At 69.8% G+C, this 22,036-nt stretch carries 20 protein-coding genes; 8 read left to right on the top strand and 12 right to left on the bottom strand.

The annotated features are described in order from the left end of the window. Nucleotides 1-98: 98 nt before the first annotated feature. Together ENSA5_RS32820 and ENSA5_RS39875 are read right to left on the bottom strand one after the other, a co-directional pair. Nucleotides 99-980, bottom strand: coding sequence for a hypothetical protein (locus ENSA5_RS32820; protein ID WP_106395672.1), 882 nt, complete (start codon nt 978-980; stop codon nt 99-101). Then, a complete protein-coding gene (locus ENSA5_RS39875; RefSeq protein WP_373422458.1) occupies nt 977-1,651 on the bottom strand; it encodes an SAP domain-containing protein in 675 nt (224 codons plus the stop codon). Before ENSA5_RS39875 ends, ENSA5_RS32820 begins: the two co-directional genes overlap by 4 nt. A 283-nt stretch (nt 1,652-1,934) precedes the next feature. Here ENSA5_RS39875 and ENSA5_RS32830 point away from each other — a divergent pair, with 283 nt between their 5' ends. Both ENSA5_RS32830 and ENSA5_RS36625 read left to right on the top strand, forming a co-directional pair. Beyond that, nucleotides 1,935-3,140 (top strand): ImmA/IrrE family metallo-endopeptidase, encoded by a 1,206-nt coding sequence (locus ENSA5_RS32830; protein WP_106395674.1) that lies wholly within the window; start codon nt 1,935-1,937, stop codon nt 3,138-3,140. Beyond that, nucleotides 3,137-3,721: a hypothetical protein gene (locus tag ENSA5_RS36625; RefSeq protein ID WP_146156367.1), complete on the top strand. Its 585-nt coding sequence runs from the start codon at nt 3,137-3,139 to the stop codon at nt 3,719-3,721. Before ENSA5_RS32830 ends, ENSA5_RS36625 begins: the two co-directional genes overlap by 4 nt. A gap of 95 nt (nt 3,722-3,816) precedes the next feature. Here ENSA5_RS36625 and ENSA5_RS38680 read toward each other — a convergent pair whose 3' ends face one another. The 7 genes from ENSA5_RS38680 to ENSA5_RS32870 form a co-directional block, all read right to left on the bottom strand. Continuing rightward, nucleotides 3,817-5,286: a 1-acyl-sn-glycerol-3-phosphate acyltransferase gene (locus ENSA5_RS38680; protein ID WP_181198398.1), complete on the bottom strand. Its 1,470-nt coding sequence runs from the start codon at nt 5,284-5,286 to the stop codon at nt 3,817-3,819. A 14-nt stretch (nt 5,287-5,300) separates the two neighbouring features. Next, the gene (locus tag ENSA5_RS38685) at nt 5,301-6,827 is read right to left on the bottom strand and encodes a hypothetical protein (RefSeq protein WP_181198399.1); all 1,527 of its coding nucleotides are present in this window, start codon (nt 6,825-6,827) and stop codon (nt 5,301-5,303) included. Nucleotides 6,828-6,833: 6 nt separating this feature from the next. Next, nucleotides 6,834-7,898: an AAA family ATPase gene (locus ENSA5_RS32850; RefSeq protein WP_106395677.1), complete on the bottom strand. Its 1,065-nt coding sequence runs from the start codon at nt 7,896-7,898 to the stop codon at nt 6,834-6,836. A 36-nt stretch (nt 7,899-7,934) separates the two neighbouring features. After that, nucleotides 7,935-11,384, bottom strand: coding sequence for a DUF8586 domain-containing protein (locus tag ENSA5_RS32855; protein ID WP_106395678.1), 3,450 nt, complete (start codon nt 11,382-11,384; stop codon nt 7,935-7,937). A 13-nt stretch (nt 11,385-11,397) separates the two neighbouring features. Next, entirely contained in the window at nt 11,398-11,667 is a 270-nt protein-coding gene (locus tag ENSA5_RS32860; RefSeq protein WP_106395679.1) for a hypothetical protein, read from the bottom strand. A gap of 178 nt (nt 11,668-11,845) precedes the next feature. After that, nucleotides 11,846-12,835 carry an FxLYD domain-containing protein gene (locus ENSA5_RS32865; RefSeq protein WP_106395680.1) on the bottom strand — a complete coding sequence of 330 codons (990 nt, stop codon included), beginning with the start codon at nt 12,833-12,835 and terminating at the stop codon, nt 11,846-11,848. A gap of 35 nt (nt 12,836-12,870) precedes the next feature. Continuing rightward, a complete protein-coding gene (locus ENSA5_RS32870; RefSeq protein WP_146156369.1) occupies nt 12,871-14,220 on the bottom strand; it encodes an NAD(P)/FAD-dependent oxidoreductase in 1,350 nt (449 codons plus the stop codon). A 316-nt stretch (nt 14,221-14,536) separates the two neighbouring features. On the opposite strand from ENSA5_RS32870, the gene ENSA5_RS32875 reads away from it, so the two are divergent. Further along, nucleotides 14,537-15,586, top strand: a complete 1,050-nt coding sequence (locus ENSA5_RS32875) for a hypothetical protein (RefSeq protein WP_106395682.1) — start codon at nt 14,537-14,539, stop codon at nt 15,584-15,586. Nucleotides 15,587-15,633: 47 nt separating this feature from the next. After that, nucleotides 15,634-16,257 carry a glutathione S-transferase family protein gene (locus ENSA5_RS32880; protein ID WP_106395683.1) on the top strand — a complete coding sequence of 208 codons (624 nt, stop codon included), beginning with the start codon at nt 15,634-15,636 and terminating at the stop codon, nt 16,255-16,257. Nucleotides 16,258-16,284: 27 nt separating this feature from the next. On the opposite strand, the gene ENSA5_RS32885 is transcribed toward ENSA5_RS32880, so the two are convergent. Next, a complete protein-coding gene (locus ENSA5_RS32885) occupies nt 16,285-17,643 on the bottom strand; it encodes a Vgb family protein (RefSeq protein WP_106395684.1) in 1,359 nt (452 codons plus the stop codon). A 128-nt stretch (nt 17,644-17,771) separates the two neighbouring features. Next, nucleotides 17,772-18,389 (bottom strand): TetR family transcriptional regulator, encoded by a 618-nt coding sequence (locus ENSA5_RS32890; RefSeq protein ID WP_106395685.1) that lies wholly within the window; start codon nt 18,387-18,389, stop codon nt 17,772-17,774. Nucleotides 18,390-18,501: 112 nt separating this feature from the next. Between ENSA5_RS32890 and ENSA5_RS32895 the strand changes: the two genes are divergently transcribed. Continuing rightward, nucleotides 18,502-18,915 (top strand): nuclear transport factor 2 family protein, encoded by a 414-nt coding sequence (locus ENSA5_RS32895; RefSeq protein ID WP_181198400.1) that lies wholly within the window; start codon nt 18,502-18,504, stop codon nt 18,913-18,915. 13 nt (nt 18,916-18,928) lie between these two features. On the opposite strand, the gene ENSA5_RS32900 is transcribed toward ENSA5_RS32895, so the two are convergent. After that, nucleotides 18,929-19,339 carry a nuclear transport factor 2 family protein gene (locus tag ENSA5_RS32900; protein WP_106395687.1) on the bottom strand — a complete coding sequence of 137 codons (411 nt, stop codon included), beginning with the start codon at nt 19,337-19,339 and terminating at the stop codon, nt 18,929-18,931. A gap of 195 nt (nt 19,340-19,534) precedes the next feature. On the opposite strand from ENSA5_RS32900, the gene ENSA5_RS32905 reads away from it, so the two are divergent. The 3 genes from ENSA5_RS32905 to ENSA5_RS32915 are packed head-to-tail and all read left to right on the top strand — an operon-like array spanning nt 19,535 to nt 21,896. Next, a complete protein-coding gene (locus tag ENSA5_RS32905) occupies nt 19,535-20,581 on the top strand; it encodes an amidohydrolase family protein (RefSeq protein ID WP_106395688.1) in 1,047 nt (348 codons plus the stop codon). Next, nucleotides 20,581-21,432, top strand: coding sequence for a hypothetical protein (locus tag ENSA5_RS36630; protein ID WP_146156370.1), 852 nt, complete (start codon nt 20,581-20,583; stop codon nt 21,430-21,432). Before ENSA5_RS32905 ends, ENSA5_RS36630 begins: the two co-directional genes overlap by 1 nt. Continuing rightward, nucleotides 21,429-21,896 carry a hypothetical protein gene (locus ENSA5_RS32915; protein WP_146156371.1) on the top strand — a complete coding sequence of 156 codons (468 nt, stop codon included), beginning with the start codon at nt 21,429-21,431 and terminating at the stop codon, nt 21,894-21,896. Before ENSA5_RS36630 ends, ENSA5_RS32915 begins: the two co-directional genes overlap by 4 nt. Nucleotides 21,897-22,036: the final 140 nt, after the last annotated feature.

Genomic DNA, 22,036 nt, shown 5'->3' on the forward strand with positions numbered 1-22,036 from the left:
AGGGCGAGGAGGGCGGCGGGATCGGGGCGGGGGTCGGACACCGTGACTCGTGGCTACCACGTTCACGGCGCCCTGTTCGAAGATCTCTGGGCCCTCGCTCAGGCCTCGGCTTGGACGGCTGTGACCCCGGGCTCGGTCCCGGGCGTGTCGTCGGAGCTGTCGAGGCCGTCGATCGCGTCGAGGGCCTCGATCAGCTCGTCGTCGTTGGGCCGGGTCGGGCTCGACAGGTGCGCGCGCACGGTGGTCAGGGGCAGCAGGGCTTGCCACGCGACCTCGATGGTCTTGGGCTGGTCCTCGTCGACCCAGTTGACGAGCGCGTTGCGGTAGCGGTGGATCAACCGGCGCAGCTTGTTGCGGAGCGGGCGGAGGTCCTGGCCCACGCCTGCCTTTTTGGCCAGGCGGGCGTCGAGCAGGGCCTCGTAGTGGACCTGGCAGGCGGCGAGCAGGGCGGGGAGCTCGGGGCCGACGACCTCGGCGAGATCGTCGGACAGGTCGTCCTCTTTGATGAGGCGCAGGACCGTGGCCATGGACTCGGCTTGCTCGAAGTAGCCCAGGCGGGTGAAATGGGCTCCGTCGGGGCCGAACAGGCGCTCGCGCAGGTCTCGAGCGCGTCCGGCCCGCTCGCGGAGCTTGCTGAGCTGAACCTGTTCGGCGAGCTCCGCCGGGAGCAGATCGAGGCCCTCGTGCTCGAACGCCTCGTAGTCGAGCAGTCGCCGGTCGAGCAGTGTCCACAGCCCATCGCCGCCGCGGTCAAAGATCAACAGGTGGGTCGCTAGCTCGGGGTGGCCCTCGCGCAGGCGCTCGGTGAACACGTTATTGACGTGCCCGAGGTAGGAGCCGAGCCGCGACGCTGCGGTCGAGACCGCGACGCTGTCGATACCTCCGGGGACGAGGGCGAGGAGCGAGTTGGTCACGCGCACGGTGACCTTGAGCGAGGTGTTGGGCAGGCGGATGTCTTCGAGGACCTGTAGCTTGTTCACCTAACCCAAGTGCAGCTCGGCGGAAATTGTCTCAAACTTTTTCGAGCTATTTTTCCACCCTGCGGCCGCCCTTGTGTACGTGCAGCTGTGGGGTCGCGGTGGCAAAAAACAATTTGGGGAGCTCGGCGGTCGTGGTCCTCGGGCATCGACAATGGATCGAGACTTCGCTCGGAGGTGTAGGCCCGGCCGAGATCTGCTTTGGAGCGTCGCGGAGCCTCGGTCACCCCGTCGAGGACATGGACCGAGGCTTGTCGGTGCATGTGGGACACGCGAGGCTGATGTCCGCGGGGCTTTCCCGGGCGTGGTCGACCGGCCCGGAGCATGAGGCGCCGGGTATCCGCGGCCTCGTCGGGCAGACCGGGATGATGCGGCCGGGTCGCGCGTGGGGGTTGGGGTCGCCCGGCGAAGGACCGGGCGGGTGGCCCGGCCAGGTGTCCAGGGGTAGCAGCTCGCTCTGAACATCTTCCCAGGCTGCGAGCAAGGACTGGACGAAGTACCGCGGCGTGCTCGTCTTGGGTCTCGTCGAGGAGGCTGGTCCGGTCTGGGACCGGCGGCTGGGTGTCGTCGTCGCCGCGGACGCGTGCGAGCAGCGCTTGCTTCTTGCCGCGGGTCGGGAGCTCGTGGGCGCGCAGGATGTGCCGGATCTCCGCGACGCAGAGCGCGTCGAGGATTTAGGTCCAGGTGAAGCTCGCGGCCTTTGGGTGGGCGAGGGCTTCGACGAACTCGTCCTTGGGCTCGACCTGGGGGATGGGGAGGTCGAAGGCTCGGTGAGGCGGGGCAGGCGCATTTGGGACAGCCAGGTGAGCTCCAGCGCTCGGTTGGCCGCGTTGTCGTGGGTGGCGAGAGTGCCGGGGATGGGGGGCGCCAGTGCCGAGTGTTATGCTTGTCATACCTCACAGCACTGTCCCGGCGTCACCGTCCGAGTGAACTATCCTGTCGTCGTCCTCGGGTCACATGAAGACCGATTACGAAAACCTGCGCGACCTGCGCGAGTCGCTGTATCACCACAGCCTCACCTTTGTGTCTCGTCATGCCTCGATCCCTGTCGAGCGCCTCGCCCGCATCGAAGCTGGTGAGCCTGCGAGCCTCGACGAACTCGAGCGCCTCGCCGAATTGTATGGGCTCGATGCGGAGCAACTCGAAGAAGAGCCCGTTGTGCTCGCGTCGGGCGACTCCATTCGGGCGCTGCCCAACCTCGATGAATTCCGTGAGCTCGGTGAACTCGCCCGCTCACGAGTGATTCAGGCTGCTCGAGCGGCGCGTGACCTCATCCGGCTCGAGAATTTGCAAAACCCTGACGGTCCGTCGCGAGCGCAGCGGTTTCTGCACGAGGCGCCGAGGTTGCGCAAGCCCACGAGGGGGGCAGCAGCCCACCGTCAGGGCGCCCAACTCGCACAGTCTTTGCGACGTGAGCTCGAGCTTGGGTCCGATCCTATCCCGTCGATGCGAGGACTCGTCGCTCGTCATTTTCCCACAATCGCGGTCCTCTACGCAGACTTGACCCTGGGCGGACCTGCGGGCCTCGCGTTCGCCGACAATCATCGGGGACCAGCCATCGTCCTCAATACGCGCGGCAAGAACGAAAATCCGACGGTTCGTCGGTTCAGCTTAGCTCACGAATTGTGCCACATCTTGTTCGACTGGAATCGGATGGAGCCGATCGCCCGCATCTCCGGGTATCTGCACGAGTCCCGCCTCGAGGAAGAACGTCGCGCGAACGCTTTCGCCATTCGCCTCCTCTGCCCTGAAACCGTCGTTCATGGCCTCGAAGTGGGTGCCCTCGATGCCCTGGGGCGAGCGAGGGAAGTTGCCGAGTATGGTATCCCATACTCGGCTATCCGTATCTATCTCGAGAACGAGGCTGCCACCGAACTGCCGTTGCGTCCGCCCTCGGATGTTCAGCGTCTCTCGGTCGATGCACGATGGATGGCCGCCGAACAAGACGAGAGTCTCGCTGACTTTCCCCTCGACAAAGTCCCTTCCGAGCGGCGCACTCAGGTCGCGCGCTTGGCGGCGCTCCTGTACTCCGAGGGGAAACTGCCGCGAGATGCTTTCGCCGAGTACCTTGGCGTGACTCCGGCCCAGGAACTCGAGCGTGTTCTGGACTTCTTCGAGTTGCCTTGGCCGGAAGATGTCGAGGACCCGTTCCACGCGGCATGACTATTGTCCTCATTGACGCGGACGCATTTTTGTCCGCGCGGCGACTGGGGGTTGTGGAGCTGCTCGTATCCAACGCAGGAACGTGGCCCAAACCGACCCTGCGCTGTACGGCGATTATTGGTCGCAATGAACTCAATGATGTTCAGGATGATGTGGCGAGGCTAGAGGCGCTCGGGCTTCTCGAAATCGTGCCAGTCTACGCAAAGACGCCCGAGGCACGTAAGAAACGTGAGCTTCAGGAAAAACTTCGCGTTCACAAAGGAGAAGCTGAAGCGATCGCGTGGGGTGCGTTGCGTGTCCGGCAGGCATCCGAGAGGGTCATCTTCGTCAGCCATGACTCCGCAGCCCGCCGGGCTGCGTCAAAGTCGTCATTGGAGAGTTGGGACTTGTTTGACCTCGCAAAGCACTGGCTCGACCAGGGGTGGCTCGACATCAAGAGGTTCAAGGCGGTGTTCGAGTCATGGGAGGAAGATCCAAAAACCCTGGGGCGACCACAAAACTTCTCGAGCGTCGAGGAGACCTTTCGCAAGCGGTTCGGCACAACGCTCGATGCCTGGATCGCTTCGCCCGACGACGTTTAGAGCGGCGACCAGTTTGAATTCGCATCGCCAGGCTCAACTGGGGCGCTCTTGTCGTCGTCGCCCATTGCTTTGTCAGTGATGCTCGGGCCAAGGGCTCAGAGCCGATTCGCCAGCGAGATGATCTCGGCCCGGATCGCGGCGCGCTCGCTCGCGAGGTAGCGACCGACATCACGCCGGGTCGCGAGCACCCACGCGCCCCGGGCCCGATCAATGAAGTCGGTCAGCAGCTCGATAAAGCGCAGCGCCGCGTAGCCAGACAGCGGTGCGGCCACGAGGCCGACCCCCGCGACCCGCCAGCTGTGCGCGAAGCCGAGCGCGAGCGCGAGCAGGAACCACGTCAGCGGAAACAGCAAGAACCCGCCGATGAGCTTCAGCGTCGCGAGCACGTCCTCGCCCGTGCCGTCGGGCGACTGCTCGCGGGCGACGCGGTGGGCGAGCCAGTCGATCACGCGGTAGGGCACGAAGTGGGTGGTCAGGCCGACGACGGCCGGGCCGAGCAGCAGCGTCAGGCTCAGGAGGCGGCCGAGGGTGTAGCGGGCCGCCCGGCGCCGGGCGAGCCGGGGCGGATGGTCGACGGCGACCCCGAGTCGCGCGAGCTCGCCCTCGAAGCGACGCACCCGGGCGACGACCCGCGCGACCCGGCCGGGCTCGCGGGCGCACAGCTGCTCGTAGCCGGCGACGAGCCGCCGCTCGAGATCGAAGCCCGCGAGGGGGTCGGGCTGCGGCGGGTCGTCGCCCGCGTCGCGCTCGGCGGCGGCCAGGATCCGCGCGGCCGAGCGCGCGAGGGTCACGGCTTCGTGGGTCTGGGCCGAGAGCGTGACCTCTTCGAGGGCTGCGGTGATGCGGGCGGTCAGGGCCTCGGCGGCGGCCTCGGGCGGCCGCGCGCGCTCGTCGAGCTCGACCTGCGGGGTCGTCAGCGGCTCGCCGTAGACCAGCAGCGCGTCGCTGCGAAAGCGGGTCTTGTCGTCGTAGCAGATCCCGACCGGCACGATGCGCACGGGCTCCGGAGTCTGGCTGTTCGGGGCTGAGCTCGGGCTTGGGCTCGGGCTCGGGCTCGCGCTCGCGGCCAGGGCGATGCGGGCGGCCCCGGTCTTGAGCGGGGCGAGCTTGGGCCCGCTGTGAGAGATGCCCTCGGGGAACAGCGCGAGGGCCTTGCCGCTGCCGAGCAGCGCGATCGAGGCCTCGATGCTCGCGCGGTTCTTGCTCGTGTCGGCGCCGTCTTGCTTGCGGTAGACCGGGAGGCACTCGAAGGCGCGGACGAAGTGCTTGACCACGACGGTCGAGAACAGCGGGGCCTTGGCCAAGAAGGTGACCGGGCGCGGCGACATGCACAGGATGAACAGCGGATCGAGCAGCGCGTTGGGATGGTTGAGGACGTAGAGCACCGGGGTGGTGTCACGCTCAGCTTGGAGCTCGGGCCCGAGCGCGGCGCGGGGGTCGGGGCTCGGGCCCGAGCCCTGGACACGGTCACGGTCGCTCGGGACCCGCTGGGCGCCGACGGCCTCGACGCGGCGAAAGAAGATCCGCAGCAGCAGCCGGCACAGCAAGGTCAAGGTCGCGCGCACGGGGGGAGCTCCGGTCAGACCAGGGCCTCGAGCAGCTCGGCGAAGGCCCGCAACCACGCGTCCCAGCCGTCGACCTGGAGGCTGCGCTCCTCGGTCCCGGAGCCCGCGTCGACCCAGACCCGCGGGCGCGCCTCGTCGACGCTCAGGGCGTGCTCGCGGACGGCCGAGTCGGCCTTGGCCGCTGGCTTGGCGGGGGGTGGGGGCGGCTGCCAGCGCGCGCCGAGCAGCCAGACGATGTCGCTGCTGCCGGTCTGCGCCGCCGCCTCGGCGTGGGTCCGGGCGGCCTCGACGTCGGCGAGCTCGACGAGCTCGACGACGCCGGACTCGATGTACTCGCGCAGGAGCAGGCGCGCGAGCTCGGCCTCGGCGTGGAGCGGCTGCTTCGTCGGGCGGCCGCCTTGGGCGGGCTCGCCGACGAGCAGGAGGTGGAGGTGGAGCTCGGCCTCGTCGAGCCACGCGCAGAGCTTGCGAACGCCCGCGACCACGCCCCCGAACGCGACCACGATCCGCTGGAAGGGCACGTCGGCGTCTTTGATCCGGGCGTCGTCGAGCGCGGGCCCGAGCACGAAGCACACCGTCCGCCGCTCGCGGGTGTGGACGCTCTCGTCGCGGGTGTACTTGAGCAGCTCGCCGGCCGCCCAGCGGACGTCGAAGAGATCGACGTGGCCGGCCGCGCGCTCCTCGGGCGGGTTCATGTAGATCAGCTCGGAGCTGACGAGGCTCTCGATCCCGCCGGAGGTCGAGAGCGAGGCGTAGCCGCCGATCGGGTAGGCGCTCTCGTCCTCGACCTTGGTCGGGGTCCGCCCGCGGCTGGCGTCGCTGCGACGGACGCGGACCGGCAAGCTGCGCTCGATCGCGTGGGCGGCCTCGGCGATCTGGGCCAGGGCCAGGCGCAGCGAGGGGCTGCGCAGGGCCGCGTGGTTCTCGAGGGTGTAGAGCTCGACGTCGCCGATCAGCGCGCCGCACTGACGCGCGGCCTCGGCCAGCCCGGCGTAGCTGCGGCGCAGCTCGTCGCGGAGCCCGGCGAAGTCGGGGTCGGCGAGGACGCCCGCGCCGAGCTCGAGCAGCTCGAGCCCGTGGCGATGAAGGACCCGGCGGATCGCGGCCGGTCCGGGGGAGTCGAGCGCTTCGGCGTGCCGGGCCTGCCAGGCCTGGTGAATGCGCGACAGGACCTGCTCGATGAACACCGCGATCGCGGCCGGGCGCAGGCCCGCGTCGAGGCGCAAGAGCGCGTCGCGGGCGTTCTCGAGCTGGTGGTCGGCGGCGAGGCGCCCGAGCAGGTGCTCCTCGTAGGCGTCGAGGGCCACGCGCAGCTCGGGGTCGGCGACCGGCTCGGACTTGGCGATGTCGAAGGGCGCCCGCGCGAGCAGGCGGCCGAGGTCGGCGACGACGCCGACCGGGGGCAGCAGCGCGAGGACCTCGAGCGTGGCCTCGAGCGTGGGCCGCACGGTCGTGATGAGCTCGGCGCTCGGCGGCGCGCCGCGTTGGACCACGAGCCCGGCCGCGACCCACTCGTCGACGTTGTCCCGCGCCTCGCTCACGGTGCCTCAGTCAAGGCCCAGGAGCTTCGGGACCTTGTCCTCGAGCAGGGCGAGCTCCTCGCGGGTCTCGCCGAGGTAGGCGAGCAGGGCCAGATCTTCGCGCTCGACCTTGCCGCCGTGAAACAGCCACGCCCGGGCGCGCAGGAGCTTGTAGAGCTTGACGACCTTGCGATCGCTGACGAACACGCCGTCCTCGCGGGCGAGGGTCTTGAGCAGGCGGTGGAGCTCGCGCAGGAGCTCTTCGGGGAAGTAGCGGTGGCGGTCACGCAGGGCCGAGCCGTCGGGCTGGAGCTCGCGCCGAGCCATCTGCATGGTCAGGTAGCGGTGGGCCTTGAGCAGATCGAGGAGGCTCGCGTGGTCCTCGACCCACGGCTTGAGGTTGAGGTCGCGCTGGGTCTGGGCGTCGAGGCCCGCGTCGATCAGCCGGAAGAAGTGCTCGTCTTGGACGGGGTGCGCGACGATCTTGAGGCAGAAGCGATCTTTGAGCGCGGCGAGCTCGGCGTGCTCGGGGATCTCGTTGGTCGCGGCGATCAGGATCTTGAGCGCGACCGGGACCGGGAGCCCGTCCTGATAGAACTTGCGCTCGTTGATGATCGTGAGCAGCGAGTTGAGGATCGCCGAGTTCGACTTGAAGATCTCGTCGAGGAAGACCATCCGGGCGCTCGGGAGCTTGCCCTGGGCCCGGCGAATGTAGCGGCCCTCTCGCAGGAGGTTGATGTCGATCGGGCCCATGACCTCGGACGGCTCGGTGAAGCGCGTGAGCATGTACTCGAAGTAGTCTTCGGTCGGGATGCTCAGGGCGTCGCGGAACTTGGTCACGAGATCCGACTTGGCCGTCCCGGGCACCCCGACCAGGAGCAGCGGCTCCTGGGCGATGGCGCAGACGGTCATCAGATCGATGATCTCCTGGCGCTCGACAAAGTAGTTCGACAGCGCGATGCGGAAGCGGTTGAGGCGCTCGCGCAGTTCATGCGCCTGGCTGGCGAGGGTCTCGTAGTCGAGGCGCTCGACGGCGTCGACCTCGGCGTCGAGTTCGGTCAGCTGCTCGGCGGTCGTCACGGAGGCGCTCATGCGGGGGTCGGATCATAGCTGCAACGCGGCCCAGGGTCAGCGCGTCGCGTTGGCCGCCAACTCACGGTGGATGCGGCGGTGGAGCAGGTGCTCGTCCTCTTCGATGAAGCGCCGGGCCCACTCGCTGAGCGCGAGGTCTTCGCTTGCGAGCGAGAGCACCACGGCCTCCATCAGCTGGATGACGGACAGGCAATAGTGCGAGTTGGTGCTCATGCTGTCGGTCGTCTCGGGCAGCCGCTCCATCAGCGCCCGCGCGCCCGCGATCGCCTGGCCCGGGGTGCTGCGGCTGAGCGCGACGGCGATCTCGCGCAGCAGGGTCTGGTAGTTGGTCGGGACCGCCGCGAGCTCCGGGAGCAGCGCGTGGGCGGCCGCGAACGCGGTCTGGACCCGGGCGGGCTGGCCGAGCGCCGCGAACCCGGCGGCGATGTGGAGCTGGGCGACGACGCCCGCGAGCTCGAGATCATCGCCGACGCGCTGCTCGAGCTTGGTCAGGAGCGCGCCGAGCTGAGCCTCGTGATTGTTGCGGCGCAGGACCGGGGCGCAGCGCGTGAGCAGCTCGGCGTACTCGGCCGGGCGCTGCTCGGTCAGCTCGGCGTCGCTGCTCGCGAGGGCCGCGAGGGCCTCGTCGATCAGATCGGCGCGATCGTAGTAGCCGGCGAGGAGCAGGGCGTTGCGCAGCAGCTTGGGCCGCGCGTCGAGGGGCGCCGAGGCCACGAAGCCGAGCGCGGTCTGGAGGCGCGGGACCGCGAGGGGCTCGGGCAGGGCCTCGAGGTACTCGAGCAGGGCGCCGAGCTCACGGGCGCGGCGCTCGGGGTCCTGCGAGCTCATCGCGGCCAGCGTCCGATCGAAGAGGCTGGCGAGGGCGTCGGGCTGGGTCAGGAGCGCGAGCCCGGCGAAGGGCTCGTCGTCCTTGTGGCTCCACTTCTCGAACGCGTCGACGTCTTGGCGGGGATCGAGCACGCGCGAGAGCTGGACGAGGCGGTCGTACTTGAAGCGATCGATGCCGGTGAGGCGCTCGCGGGCGTCGATCGGCCCGCCGGGCGCGGCCGACAGCGGGGCCCCGGGCGGGAGGCCCTCGAGCGCCTGCTCGACGCGGGCCCGGTAGGCTGCGAAGGCGGCGGTGTGGAGCGGGTCGTTGCGAGACTTGCGGCGCTCGTCGCCGACGCGATCGCCGAGCAGCTTGGTCGCGGCGTCGAGCTCTGCCCGGGCCGCCTGCGGGCGGCCGACCCGGGCCAGGCCCCAGGCGAAGACCAGGCGCACGTAGGCGTGGGTCAGCTCTTCGGGGTGGGTCGACTCGATCGTCGAGCGCGTGCGCTTGGTCGCGAGGTACTCGTCGCGGACCCGGATCAGCTCGTCGGCGAGGCGACTCAGATCGCTGGCGTCGCCGTCGCTGCCGTAGGTCCGCACGAAGGCGGGGACGTTGCGCGCGAGCCCGACCCCCTCGCGGAGCGAGGCCATGATCCGATCACGGGTCTGAAACAGGGCGAGGCGGTCGTCGCCGGCCAGCCGCGCGAGCGCGCTGCGAGCGAGCCACAGGGTGCGCAGATCCAAGAGCGCGCCATGGGTGGTGAAGAAGCGCTGGAGGCGGGCCAGCATCTCGGCCCCGAGCGGCGGCGGGACCTCGGCGCCGGAGCGCTCGAGCGCGCCTCGCTCGGCCTCGCTCGCGCGGGCGTAGAGCTCGGCGTAGACGACCTCGGCCGCGAGCGCCCGGACCATCTGCTCGTCGAGGTCGCTCTCGACGACGTCGACGATGCCGAGCATGTGACCGCCGCCGGGGTAGCCGAGCATCGCGGACTCGCTCTCGACCCACAGCCGCGCGAGCGAGAGGTGGGCAGGCGCGCCGGGGGTCGGGGCCTCCCACAGCGCCCGTGACCAGCACAGCCCGGCCTCGCGCGAGCGGTAGAGCGCGGCCTGGAGGTTGCCGAGCTCCGCCCATCGGGCCTTGCGCTCGGGATCGTCGAGGGCGGTGTCGAGCTCGCAAAACGCGGCCTCGAGCGTGACGAGGCGCTGCTCGATCTCGCTGCGTGGGAGCTCGACGGGCGCGAGCTCCGGGCCGAGCTCGGCGTCACCGTTGGCGAGCGCGGGCTCGTCGAGCTCGGCGGCCGGGGTCTCGAACACAGGCGGCGGGCTGGCCTGGGCCCGCGGCCGACGCTCGCGATGGTCGTCGCGCTTGCGCTCTCGTTTGGGCCGGGGCGCGGCGCCGTCTTCCCACTCGACGCCGATCGAGACGAAGGCGTCGAGGTCGAAGGTGCTGCCGCGGACCCAGGGCTGGAGCTGCCGCTCGTGGGCGCCGACGAGGTAGTCGACCCACTCGGCCAGCGGCGCGAACGCGGACTCGCGCAGGCTCTCGCGCGTGAACGGGCGGCCGCGGCGAGCCTCGCTGCCCGTGGCTGCGAGCCAGACCACGCGCGAGCTGTCGGGGGCGAGGAGCTCGCGGAGACGGCTCGGCCGCAGGGGCGGATCGACGCTGGTGCCGACCGGGAGGTAGAGATCGGGGATCTGCTGGGCCGGCACGTAGGCCTCGGCGTCGAGGTCGAGGGCCGGCGGACCCTGGGCGCCGCGCCGCGCTCGGAGCACGACCGAGGTCCCGCCGCTCCGGTCCATCGGGTGCTCGACCACGGCGAAGCGCAGGCGCGCGACGATGTCTTCGGGCACGGTCCGGACGAGCTCCTCGATCTGCTCGAGGGCGCGCTCGCGGATGACCCACAGATCCGCGGGCCGACGGTGGGGCGCGCGAGTCAGCCGCAGCTCGACCGAGAGCCGGGCCTGGGGCGTGGTCGCGCTCCACTCGGTCAGCGCGGGCAGGGTCACGTCGCTCACGGCCTGGAGGTCGACCCAGGGCCCGTCGGGCACCCGCAGCCACGGGGGCCGCTGGCCTCGCTCGGGCGCGCGGGGGACCAGCACGAGCTGACCGGGCTCGCCCTCGAGCCGCGCCGCCTCCGGGTGCTGGGCGCCGATCTCGATCCAGACCCGGCCGCCGGGGCGCAGGGGCACGAAGGCGCGGAGCGGATCGTCGCGGTCGAGGGCGCGCAAGACCGCGTAGTAGGGCGGGTTCGGGACTCGACACAGGTTGCGGCGCACCCCCTGCGGGTCCTCGTAGAAGGCGAGGCGCTGGTCTTCGCTGCCGAGGCGCAGGAGCTCGGCGCTGAGGCGCAAGAAGCCCGCGTCGCCCTCGCTGACGAACAGGACCTCGCCGAGGGGCGGCTCGGGCTCGGGCGCGGGCCTCGACGGCAGGAGCTCGGCCCAGCAGCTCAGCTCCTGACCGCTGCGCAGCGGCCGTCGCCGAAGCGCGACGCCGGCCTCGCGCAGGCCCTTGCGCGCGGCTCGGCTGAGCTCTGCGCCGGGCCCCGGTCCGGGCTCGAGCAAGAGCGATCCGTCGTCATCGATCTCGACGCGCACGGGCGCCGCCTGCATCGCGCTCGGGACCAGGCCCGCAGCGAGCGCGGCTCGGAGCGCGTCGAGATCTTCGATCACCAAGGTGGTCATCGGCGACGTCCTGCTAGCGCCCTTGTTCGATCGACTCGCGCTCGTCGGCTTGCTCGTCGTCGGCCTGCCCGTCGCTGACTTGCTCGGCCGACTCGCGCTTGACGATGACCTTGCCGAGCTCCTCGGCCTTGACCACGCCACCTTCGACGAGCTCGTTGATCAGCCGGCGGTGCTCCTCTTCATGCTCGATCGGGAGCATGTCCGCGTCGGACTCGTACTCGATGATCAGGTTCTTCTTGCCCGTGTTCGGGTCGATCTGCAGGCGGATGTTGAGTTCGGCCATGGGCGGCTCGGAGGCAGGAGGGGCATGGTAGTACACTGGCGACCTGTCGGGGGACGATGTGCGGATGCAAGGTCTCGCGCGGGTGTCGGCCGCGTCCTGGGTGCTCGCATGGGGCTGCAGCTGCGCCCCCGAGCCGTCGGCGGTGCTCGAGCACCTCAAGACCCTGTGAGCGCCAGGCTCAGCCCCCAGGCATCCCCGCGACCGAGAACTCGAAGTGGTCGACCTCGCCGGCGGCGGCGAAGGTGCCGGTCGAGAAGCGCGCCTCGTCGCCGGGCGCGACGAGGTCGGCGTCGGCGAAGGTGCTGTGGACGGCCATGAGCTTGCCGTCGGCGTCGAGGGCCTGGATCTCGATCGCTACGAACTTGGCCGCCTCGGCGCCGTCGTTGAACACCTTGCCGTCGATCTCCCAGCGATCGTCGCCGTACTTCGCGGGCCGCGGCTCGCCGGGCTCGACGCGCAGGCCCTCGACCTGCGGGGGCACGTAGCTGGCCTTGCGGGGCGCGACCTCGAAGCGGACCGAGTCGTGGGCGGGCGGATCGTCGATCAGGATCTTGACCGGCGAGCTGTCGCCGGGCCCGAGCGGGCCGCGGGTCGCAAAGCCGAATTTGGTGCCGAGCTCCTTGCCGTCGGCGTCGAGCAGGACCGCGGTGACCTTGGGCTTGTCGATGACGAAGGGCGAGGTGTTCTCGACGATCCCGAGGGCGTAGTAGGACTCTTTGTATCCGCTTTGGTTGCGGTGGAACTCGAACGACGCGCTGGCGGGGGCCTCGGGCTCGGGCTCGGCGGCCGCGGGGGCCTGGACCGCGACCGAGTCGCGCGGGGCGACGACCTTGGGCTCGGCCGACAGCCTGCTCGGGGTGCTCGCGCTCGCCGTCCGCGGGCTCGACGGGCTCGCGGACTCGTGGTCTTGTTGGGCGCCGAGCCAGAACATGGCCCCCGCCACGCTGAGCCCCACGATCGCGACCAGCAGCCCGAGGAGCAGCGCGGTCGTGCGCTGGCCACCGTCAGCGGTGGGGCTGACCTTGACGACGACCGGCGCCGGCTCTGCGGGCGCGGCCGCTCGGCGAAAGCGCGTCCCGCAGTAGTCGCAGCGGTACTCGCCGTTGGCGTCCGGCCCTGTCGCTGCGGGGCCGTGGCATGAAGGGCAGACTAGAGGCTGGGTCGACACGGCCCCGGAGCATAGCCTCGACTCACGCGCTCACGCTATCGCGGCTTGGTCCAGGGCCCCCAGCTGTCGAGCGGGGACTGGTGGATGCCGCTCGAGGCCGGCACGGCCGAGCGCTCGAGCGGCAGCGGACGGGCCGGCGCGAGCGAGAGCTTGGGCCGACGGCTGAGCAGCGCGCGCGCCAGCATCCGCGGCGCGAGCAGCTGCCACGCCGGGCGGATCATGTTGCTCACTTGCGCGAGCGTCCGATAGGCGGCGAGGTCGTGCGCGGCCAGCTCGAACAGGCGGCCGAGGTATTGTTGGGCCATGGCGGTGCCGGCCGGGGGCTCGGCCTGGGGCCCGAGCCAGGCGTAGGCCTCGGTCGAGGTCATCATCCACGGGACATGGGTCGCGCGGGCGATGCTGCGCTGGACGGGCTTGGTGCGCTGCCCGGGCCGAAGCTTCGTGAGCTGCTCGGCCTGGATCGCCGCGACCGTCATCCCCTGGCCGAAGGTCGGATCGAAGCTGCACAGGGCGTCGCCGAGGACCAGGTAGCCGGCGGGCAATTTCATGGCCGCGTACCCGCGCCGCTGCTGGTAGGGCATCCCATGGGTGCGCAGCTTGCCGACCAGGCGCGCGCCCGCGAGCAGCTCGTGGATATCGGGTTGGCCGAGGGTCTTGGACCACTCGACGAAGCCCGCCGGATCGAGCGGCGCCCGGTCGCCGTGGTAGCCGAACAAGGTGACCATCATCCGGTCGCCCTCGACGCGAAACGCGATCCCGCCGCGGCGGTTGACGGGCGCCTTGGTCGAGATCATCAGACCCCGGTCGACGCGCGCGTGGGGGCCGAGCTCGAACAGGCCGGACACGTAGGTCAGGCCGAGCTCGACGCGCTCCTCGGCGACCTCGCCGTAGCCCCAGGCGCTGAGCCATCGAGGTGAGCGCGAGCCTCGACCGGCCGCGTCGACGACGAGATCGGCGTCGAGGATCTCGCCGTCGCGCAGCCGGACCCCGTGGATCCGCCCGCGCGCGTGGAGCGGGGCGTCGACGTGGCAGCGAAAGCGCAGCTCGACGTTGGCGCGGGCCGCCAGGCGCTCGCGCAGGTGCCACTCGAGCAGCGGCCGAGACTGAAACCAGATCGGGATGCCGAGCTCACCGCGCGCGCGCCAGGCCCCGTGGTGGTACCAGCGCACGGCCTCGCCCATGTCGCCCACGCTCGCGCCATCGGCCTCCAGGCGATCGAACGCGCCCGGAAACAGCTTGTCCATGATCAGCTGGCCGCGGCGCAGCAGCGCGTGGGTGTGATGGCTCTGGGCGACGGCGCGACGCGGCTGGGGCCCCGGCTTGCCGTCGCGCTCGAGCACGGTGACCTTGGTGAAGTTCGAAGCCAGGGCTGCGGCGGCGCACATGCCCGCGACGCTCCCGCCAATTACGATGGCGTGGGTCTCGGTCGTCTTCGATACTCGTGAGGTTTCGACCCTGCTGTTCACGTGTTCGCAGTAGCGTTTCGGACGCCTCGCGGTCCATAAAATTCGCTGTTTATATCCCGTTGGGCCGCTGAATTCGATGAGATTGTAGAACTCGACAATGTCAGCGGAATCGCTCGGTTGCGATTGTACTCGTCGGTACGCGCGCCGCAGCGTTGCGCGCTTCGAGCGTGTCTGGCAGCATGGCGCGATGTTCGTGGATTCATCGCGTAGGCCATCGTATGTGTATGTGGGATGCTTGATCTTGTCGCTCGCCGCGTGTGGGGACGACGGTGGCCGAGAGGGATCGATCTTCACGGACGACAGCGGCGCGACGACCCTCGACACCTCGATGAGCGACGAGACGGCCGAGGGCGACGGCGCCGAGGACCCCGGCGAGGGCGACGGCGAGGGCGACTCGGGCGAGGGGGCGGACGCGCCCGGCGACGGTGACGGCGACGGTGAAGGCGACGGCGATGACGGCCCGCTGTTCGACATCGGCGGGCAGGAGGCCGGCGACGACGGAGTCCCGATGGACGAGCAGTGCGCCAACGTCGACGTGCTCTACATCATCGATAACTCGCCGAGCATGTACGAGGAGCAGCAGACCTTGATCGCCAACTTCGGCAACTTCGTCGCCGACATGCAGTCGGCGCTCGACGGCGTCAACAGCTATCACATCGGCGTCATCACCTCCGACGATTACCAAGACGACGGCTGGATCGACGACGGCGACGACACGGTCAACGCCGAGGTGCCGGAGTGCCAGCACCTCGGCGGGCTCGTGGTCCAGGCCCACTCGGGCCTGTGCACGCCCTTCGTGGGCGGCGACAACTTCATCACCGAGGCCGACGACCTCGGGACCAAGTTCGAGTGCATCGCCAACGTCGGCGAGGACGGCGACAGCGACGAGTACATGGGCGACGCGCTGATCACCCTGCTCGCCGAGGGCCAGCAAGACGTGGGCTGCAACGCCAACTTCATCCGCGACGACGCGATGCTGATCATCGTGATGCTGACCGACGAGAACGACTCTTCGGATAGCGACGAAGATGAGTGGTTCCAGGCCGTGGTCGACGCCAAGGGCACCGAGGAGAACGTCGTGGTCTTGTCGCTGATCTGGGACGGCAGCTTCAACAACTGCGACAACGCCTTCAGCGAGACCGACGGCTACACGATCGAGGCCTTCACCGAGATGTTCACCAACCACGCGGTCGGCAACATCTGCGACGACTCCTACGCGGGCTTCTTCGCCGACGCGATCCCGACGATCGACAGCGCCTGCGACAACTTCGAGCCGATCGAGTGACGGCCGCTCGGGCTTGCGTGTTCGTGGCCAGGCTCGTATGACGCGGCATGTCCATCACGCTCCACCACCACCCCTTCTCTCGCGCCGCGGGCACCCTCTGGGCGCTCGAGGAGCTCGGCTGCCCCTACGAGCTCGAGTACGTTGACCTTCAGGCGGGTTCGCACAAGCAGGCCGAGTTCAAGGGGCTCAACGCGATGGGCAAGCTGCCGACGCTGGTCGACGGCGAGCTCGTCGTGACCGAGGCCGCCGCGATCGCCTTGTACCTCGGCGATCGCTACGGGCTCGGCGAGCTCGCGCCGACGCCCGACGATCCAGCGCGCGGCACCTACCTGCGCTGGTCACTCTACGCGCCCTCGGTGATCGAGCCCGGGTGCCTGGCCAAGGCGGCCAGCTGGGAGTTCAAGGCCGGCTCGGCCGGCTGGGGCACCTACGAAGAGATGCTCGACACGATCGAGGCCGCGATCGGCGACGGGCCCTGGCTGCTCGGCGAGCGCTTCTCGATGGCGGACGTGATCTTCGGCGGCACCGTGCGCTGGATGTTGGACTTCGGGATGCTCGACAAGCGGCCGGCCTTCGTCGCCTACGCCGATCGTCTCAGCGAGCGACCGGCCGCGAAGCGGGCGACGCAGATCAATGACCGGATTCGTGATGAGCGCGGCCTCAACGGCTGAGCAGAGCAGCACGCGAGGAACGCCGCTTTAACCCTGGACCGAGCTAGCGAGCGCGAACCCGGTCATGTCTGAGTAGGTGTAGGCCCCGCTCAGGCCCTCGACCGTCTCGTAGGTCCCGGTCTCGGGCTCGATCCGCAGCGCTCGCTCGCCGCCGCCGATCCCCGGAGCCCCTCCGACACCCCAGACGTAACCGGCGAAGTCGATGCTGATCCCGTGGAGGTGCTCGGGCATCTCGTGGGACAAGAGCAGCCCGAGGGTCTCGACGTCGTAGGCCCGGATCGAGTAGGGCGCGATGTCGGAGTTCGAGACCCACAGGCGACCCTCGGCGTCGACCATGCAGCCGCCGTAGGCGAGCAAGTTGGGCGCGTCGACCCAGTCGTCGGTGTCGGGATCGTAGCGGCTGACCAGGCCGTTGCCGCAGGTCCAGATCCGGCCGTCCTCGTCGATCGCTATCCCGTAGCCCGTGCGCCCGGGGCTGGGGATCAGCTCGTAGGCGAGATCATCGGCGTCGACGCGCACGAGGTTGTCGCCGACCACGAACATCTCGTTGAACCACAGGTTGCCCTCGGCGTCGACGACGGCCCCATAGCCACCGAAGGAGTTGAAGGGGGTCAGGTCGGGGATGTGGACCATGCCGTCGACGGAGCCGTCGTCGCCGTCGAGGCGGATGACCTCGGCGTAGCCGCCTGCGCCGCTGGTCCCCGTCGTCCACACCTTTTGATCCGACCACGTGCAGTCGCCCTCGTTGAAGCTGCCCTGGGTCCAGGCGATCGGCCGCTGCGAGTCGAATTCCATCGGCGCGTGCCAGGCGATGCACTCTTCTTCGCCCCACGCGAGGATGTCGTTGGCGCCCGACGAGGTCTGGAGCCCGGGCGAGCCGTTTTGCTCCTCGCAGTCAGCGAGCCGGGCGTAAACCTTGGTCACCCCGCCCTCGCGGCTGGCGACCGCGACGTCGCCAGACAGGTTGACCGAGGTCCGCGAGGGCATGCCGCCGCCGTCGGGGCGTATTTGGTAGCGAGCGACCTCCACGAGGGTCTCGGTGTCGATCTTCGACAGCGTGCCCTGGTCGCTGTTGGCGATCCAGATGTAGCTGAACTCGACGTCCCCGGAGCCCTCGCCGCAGCTGCCCGCGTTGCCGTCGGGGACGCTCTTGGTGTCGAACTTGGGCCCGCTGGGGGCGCCCGGGTCGCCCTCGTCCGGGTCGCCGTCGCCGGGCTCGCCGCCGTCCTCAGCGTCGCCGTCTCCGTCTCCCTTTCCGTCTCCTGCTTCGTCAACTGCTTCGTCCCCGGCCTCGACCGGTGCTTCGTCCTCCGCTTCGTCGATATCGCTTGTGCCGGTCTGCGCGGCACCGCCACCGCAGCCCGCCGACCAAACGTTCAACACCATTGACCCAACAACGAGCTTCACCCCACGCATACCTGTTTCAGCGTATGCCTAGCAGCCTGTGGTGCAATAGCTCGGGTCGCCTCGCGCCGACATTGCACTACGGCCGACTCGTCTAGCACCCCGGGCTGCTAGTCCTCTTCAAGGGGCTCGTCCACGCCGAAGCCACCCTCGAGAGAGTCGAGGGCCTCTTGCCCGAGCTTGTCGAGGTCGTCGACGCCACCGGTCGCGTACCAGTGGCGCATCGTCGCCCGGACCGTGCCGATCATCGCTCCGGCCAGGACCTCGGCGCGGCGCTCGGACGCCGAACCCGGCGGGAGGCGGGCGATGAACATGTCGGCGATGTCCCGCTCCCACTCCCGATCGATCGCGGCTTCGGCTGCGAGCAGCGTCGGCGACGACACAATCAGCGTTTGTGCGGCCAGGAGCTGGTCACGGTTTTCGCTGTACTCGACCGCGAACAGGCGCGTCACCCGGCGGAAGGTGTCGAAGGGGGCCTCCTCGGGCGGGGCCGAGCGCAGGATCTCGACGAAGCGCTCGCGCCTCATCTCGCGGTTGGGGAACACGAGGCTGTCCTTGTCGGGGAAGTAGCGAAAAAATGTCCGCTTCGAGACCGACACGGCGGCGCAGATATCCTCGACCGTGGTCGAGTCGAAGCCGTGCTCGTGAAAGAGCTCGTGGGCGCAAGCGAGGATCCGCGCGCGGGTCTCGGCCTTCTTCCGATCGCGCAAGTTACGTGGCGGCGACACCGCTCAAATGTATACGCAGACCGGGTCGGAAGTGCCACCCGGTGACGGGTGAATGGGGGCGCGCTCCGGCTTGCTCGCGTCGAGCAAATTGGCCTAATTGATGCCTGTCCAGATGTCTGACGGACAGATCCGACCCGAGAACCCCTGCAGCAGCGAAGCCACGGACCCTTCGGTGATCGTCCGCGCCGCGCTCCAGCGACTCGAGGAGCGCGACCTCGATGGCTACTTCGCGCTGTGCGCCGACGACATGGTCTACGTCAGCATGACGACGGTGCACGGCAAGGAAGCGGCTCGCGCCCTGGACGAGGCGGCCCTGGCCGGGCTCTCCGATCACTGGCGCCGGCTCGAGCGCCTCCTGGTGAGCGGCGACACCGTCGCGGTGTGGCTCGTGTTCGGCGGCACACCAACCGGCAAGGAGCCGTTCGAGGTCGAGTTCTGCAACATCTTCGAGGTGCGCGACGGGCTGATCCAGAAGATCACCACCTACGCGAACTGGCCGGTCGTCCTGGCCCAGGTCGGCATGTGAGCCGCGTTGGGGCTCAGCGGCCCGACGAGAAGGGCTCGTAGCAGTCGTAGGTCTCGATCCGCGAGACCCGGCCGTCCCGCGTGTGCACGAACTGCGCGACGTGAGCGCGCAGCACCTGCCCCTGCACGAGGGGCCCTGCGTCGCGGGCGAGCTCCCCGGTCCAGTCGAGGCGGAGCACGGCCAGGTCGCCCTGCTCCATGGCCTCGCGTAGGTCGTAGCTCTGCCTGGCCAGGAGCGAGGCGCCCGCCTTCGCGGCCTCGAGCAGCGCGTCCAGGGACATCTCGGCGCCGGTGGGCTTCACCGAGTTGGGGTGCTCGACGATGACCGCGTCGTCAGTGAAGTGTGCGCGAAGCTCCTCGCCCACCTTCCCAGCTTCGATTGCGCCATGGAGGGCACGCGCGATTGCGATTGGGGAGTTTGACATGACGATGATGTATGCGTCGGACTTGCGCGGCGCAAGCGCCAGGCTCGAGCGTGGCGGGTCGCGACCTGCTCGGGCAGCGCCCCGTCGGAGAAGGGGTTGACGAGCCGCTCCGCTCGACGGCTCACAACCGGGAAAAGCCTGAATGAACGTTGTTCAGGGGTTTACAGACGGGGCCTGGCCTGAGATGCGCGCACCATGGGATCGCCCGATCAAGCCGCGGGTCGCCTGAGCCTGTGGGTCGCCGTCGCGCTGTCGATCGCCTGCCTCAGCTGCGGGCCCGAGCCCCTCGGCGTCGTCGTCGAGGGCGAGCGGATCCCGGTCATCGACATGCACCTGCACACTGGCGACTGGGACAAGATCCCGTCCCAGACCCAGGCCTTCATCGCCGGCAACTTGCCCTTTCCCTTCAACCTCAACCCCGAGGCCGCCGGCGAGCAGGTCCTCGACCCCGAGGGGCTCGTCGAGGAGCTCGACGGCGCGGGTATCAGCCACGGGGTCATCTACTCGGTCTACGCCCCGATCACCGTGGGCATCGCGCCCAACGAGGAGACCATCGCCAAGGTCGCCGCCCACTCCGAGCGGCTGTGGGGCTTCGCCAGCCTCCGCGTTGACCGCTGGGGCAGCGAGCAGGACATGGAGCTCGACAAGCTCCGCGAGGCGCTCGAGGCCCCGGGGATGATCGGCGTCAAGCTCGCCCACGCCCACATGCACTTTCGCATGGACGACCCGCTGTACTACGGCATCTACGAGCTCGCCGCCGAGCTCGACAAGCCGGTCTACCTCCACACCGGGACCAGCCCGTTCCCCGGGACCTCGCAGGCCCAGCCCTACACCGACCCGCGCTACCTCGAACAGGCGATCGAGGCGTTCCCCGACACGATCTTCATCCTCGGTCACCTCGGCTTCGACTTCATCGGCCTCGAGCATGCCGGCCTCGACGACTGCGTCCGCCTGGCCGAGACCTACGAGAACGTCTACCTCGAGGCCTCGGCCCTCGGCTCGGACAGCTCCGACCCCGAGGGCGACAAGCTCGCCGCGGCCCACCGGGCGATCCGCGAGGCCGGCGTCGTCGATCGCCTGATCTACGGCAGCGACGGGCCCCAGCGACCGGGCTTCGTCGCCGAGTACCTCGAGCGCACGCTCGTCGCGATGGACGCGGCTGGCTACACCCTCGACGAGCAGCGGGCGGTCCTCGCTGGCAACTTCGCCCGGGTCTTCGACCTCCCCGAGCCGGAGCTGTGATGCGCGAGCCCAGCCCAAGCAAAAAATTCGCCCGCGCCCTGGTGTCGGCGGGCCTCGGTATTGGCCTTGGCTTTGGGCCCGAGCTCGCTCATGCGGGCCCGGCCGAGACCGAGGCGGCTGAGCCCGCGAGCGCGGCCGAGCCTGCCAACGCCGAGCCCGCGACCGCCAAGGCGCCCCCGCCGGCAGCCGAGCCCGCCGACGCTCGGCCCCCGACGGGGACCCGCGATCACGTCGACGCCGGCAACCCGCGCACGCGGCTGCTCGAGTCGGCGCCCTTCGATCTCGTCGGCGGCGGCGGCCGGCCCGGCGACTGGGCCGTCGAGCTCAGCGGCGGCTGGCCGTGGCAGCGGCTCCGGGCCCAGATGAGCTTCGCCCACGGCCTGACCCCGCTCGTCGAGCTCGAGACCGCCCTCGGCCGGCGCTGGCGGCCGGCGGTCGGCCTCGGCCTGCGCTGGGTCGATCGGCCCCACGTGCGGCTGTCGGGCGAGGTCTTGTTCGCGTGGCTGTTCGTGACCCCCGAGGCGGTCGCCAAGCGCGGGCCCCAGGGGGAGCTGCGCCTGCGCCTCGCGTTTCCGGTCCGCCGCGTCGCGCCCTACTTGACCCTCGGGTCGCGGTCGACGGCGCTCGTCGATCGAAGGCGGATCGAGGGGGCGACGGGCATCGAGACCAGCCGCAGCGCCCGCCACAACTGGACCGGGTGGGCGACCGTCGGCCTGGCCATTGCGATCACCGAGCAGGTCGGCGTCGAGCTCGGCGTCGACTATCCGTGGGTCGACTACCCAACCATTCCGATCCCAGGGTTTCACGCCGGCTTGCTGCTCGGTGACTTTCGCGGAGGCGAGGCCCGATGAGCGCGAGGCGACCGATGATCGTGGCCGCCGCCGCCGCGTTGCTCGCGGGCAGCGCGGGCTGCATCAACGACGACCTGTACCTCTACGAGACCGAGCTGCATGGGACCGTGAGCGCGCCGATGAGCCTCGCGCCCGAGCTCGAGCTCCACGTCGAGGTCCACCACGCGAGCTTTGGCACCGGCCCGACCGCGCACCCGCTCGGGCTCGTCGAGACCTTCGTCGTCGAGCTCGACGGCGACGGCAGCTTCGCGCGCACCGTGCTCGTGCCGACCGAGCTCGGCGAGGGCCTGGTCGTGTACGCCTGGCTCGACCTCGACGGTGACGGGGTCTTGTGCGGCCTCGACGGTGACGGCGAGCCCGAGCCCGCGGGCCTCGTCGAGCTCGATGCCTTTCCGGCCCACGAGATCAGCTTTGCGCTGACCCTCGACGCCAGCTGCGTCGGGCCCGAGCTGCTGTTTCCCTGACGACGCGACTCCACGGGCTGCTAGCCCTGAATCAAGCGCTGCGCGCTCGACTCGGGCGCAAGTTGCGTGGCGGCGACGACACGGCTCAATTGTATCGAGATCCCGGGTGAGAAGTGCCACCTGGTGGCGGGCGAGAGATC

This window comes from Enhygromyxa salina, assembly GCF_002994615.1.
Taxonomy (GTDB): Bacteria; Myxococcota_A; Polyangia; order Nannocystales; family Nannocystaceae; genus Plesiocystis; species Plesiocystis salina_A.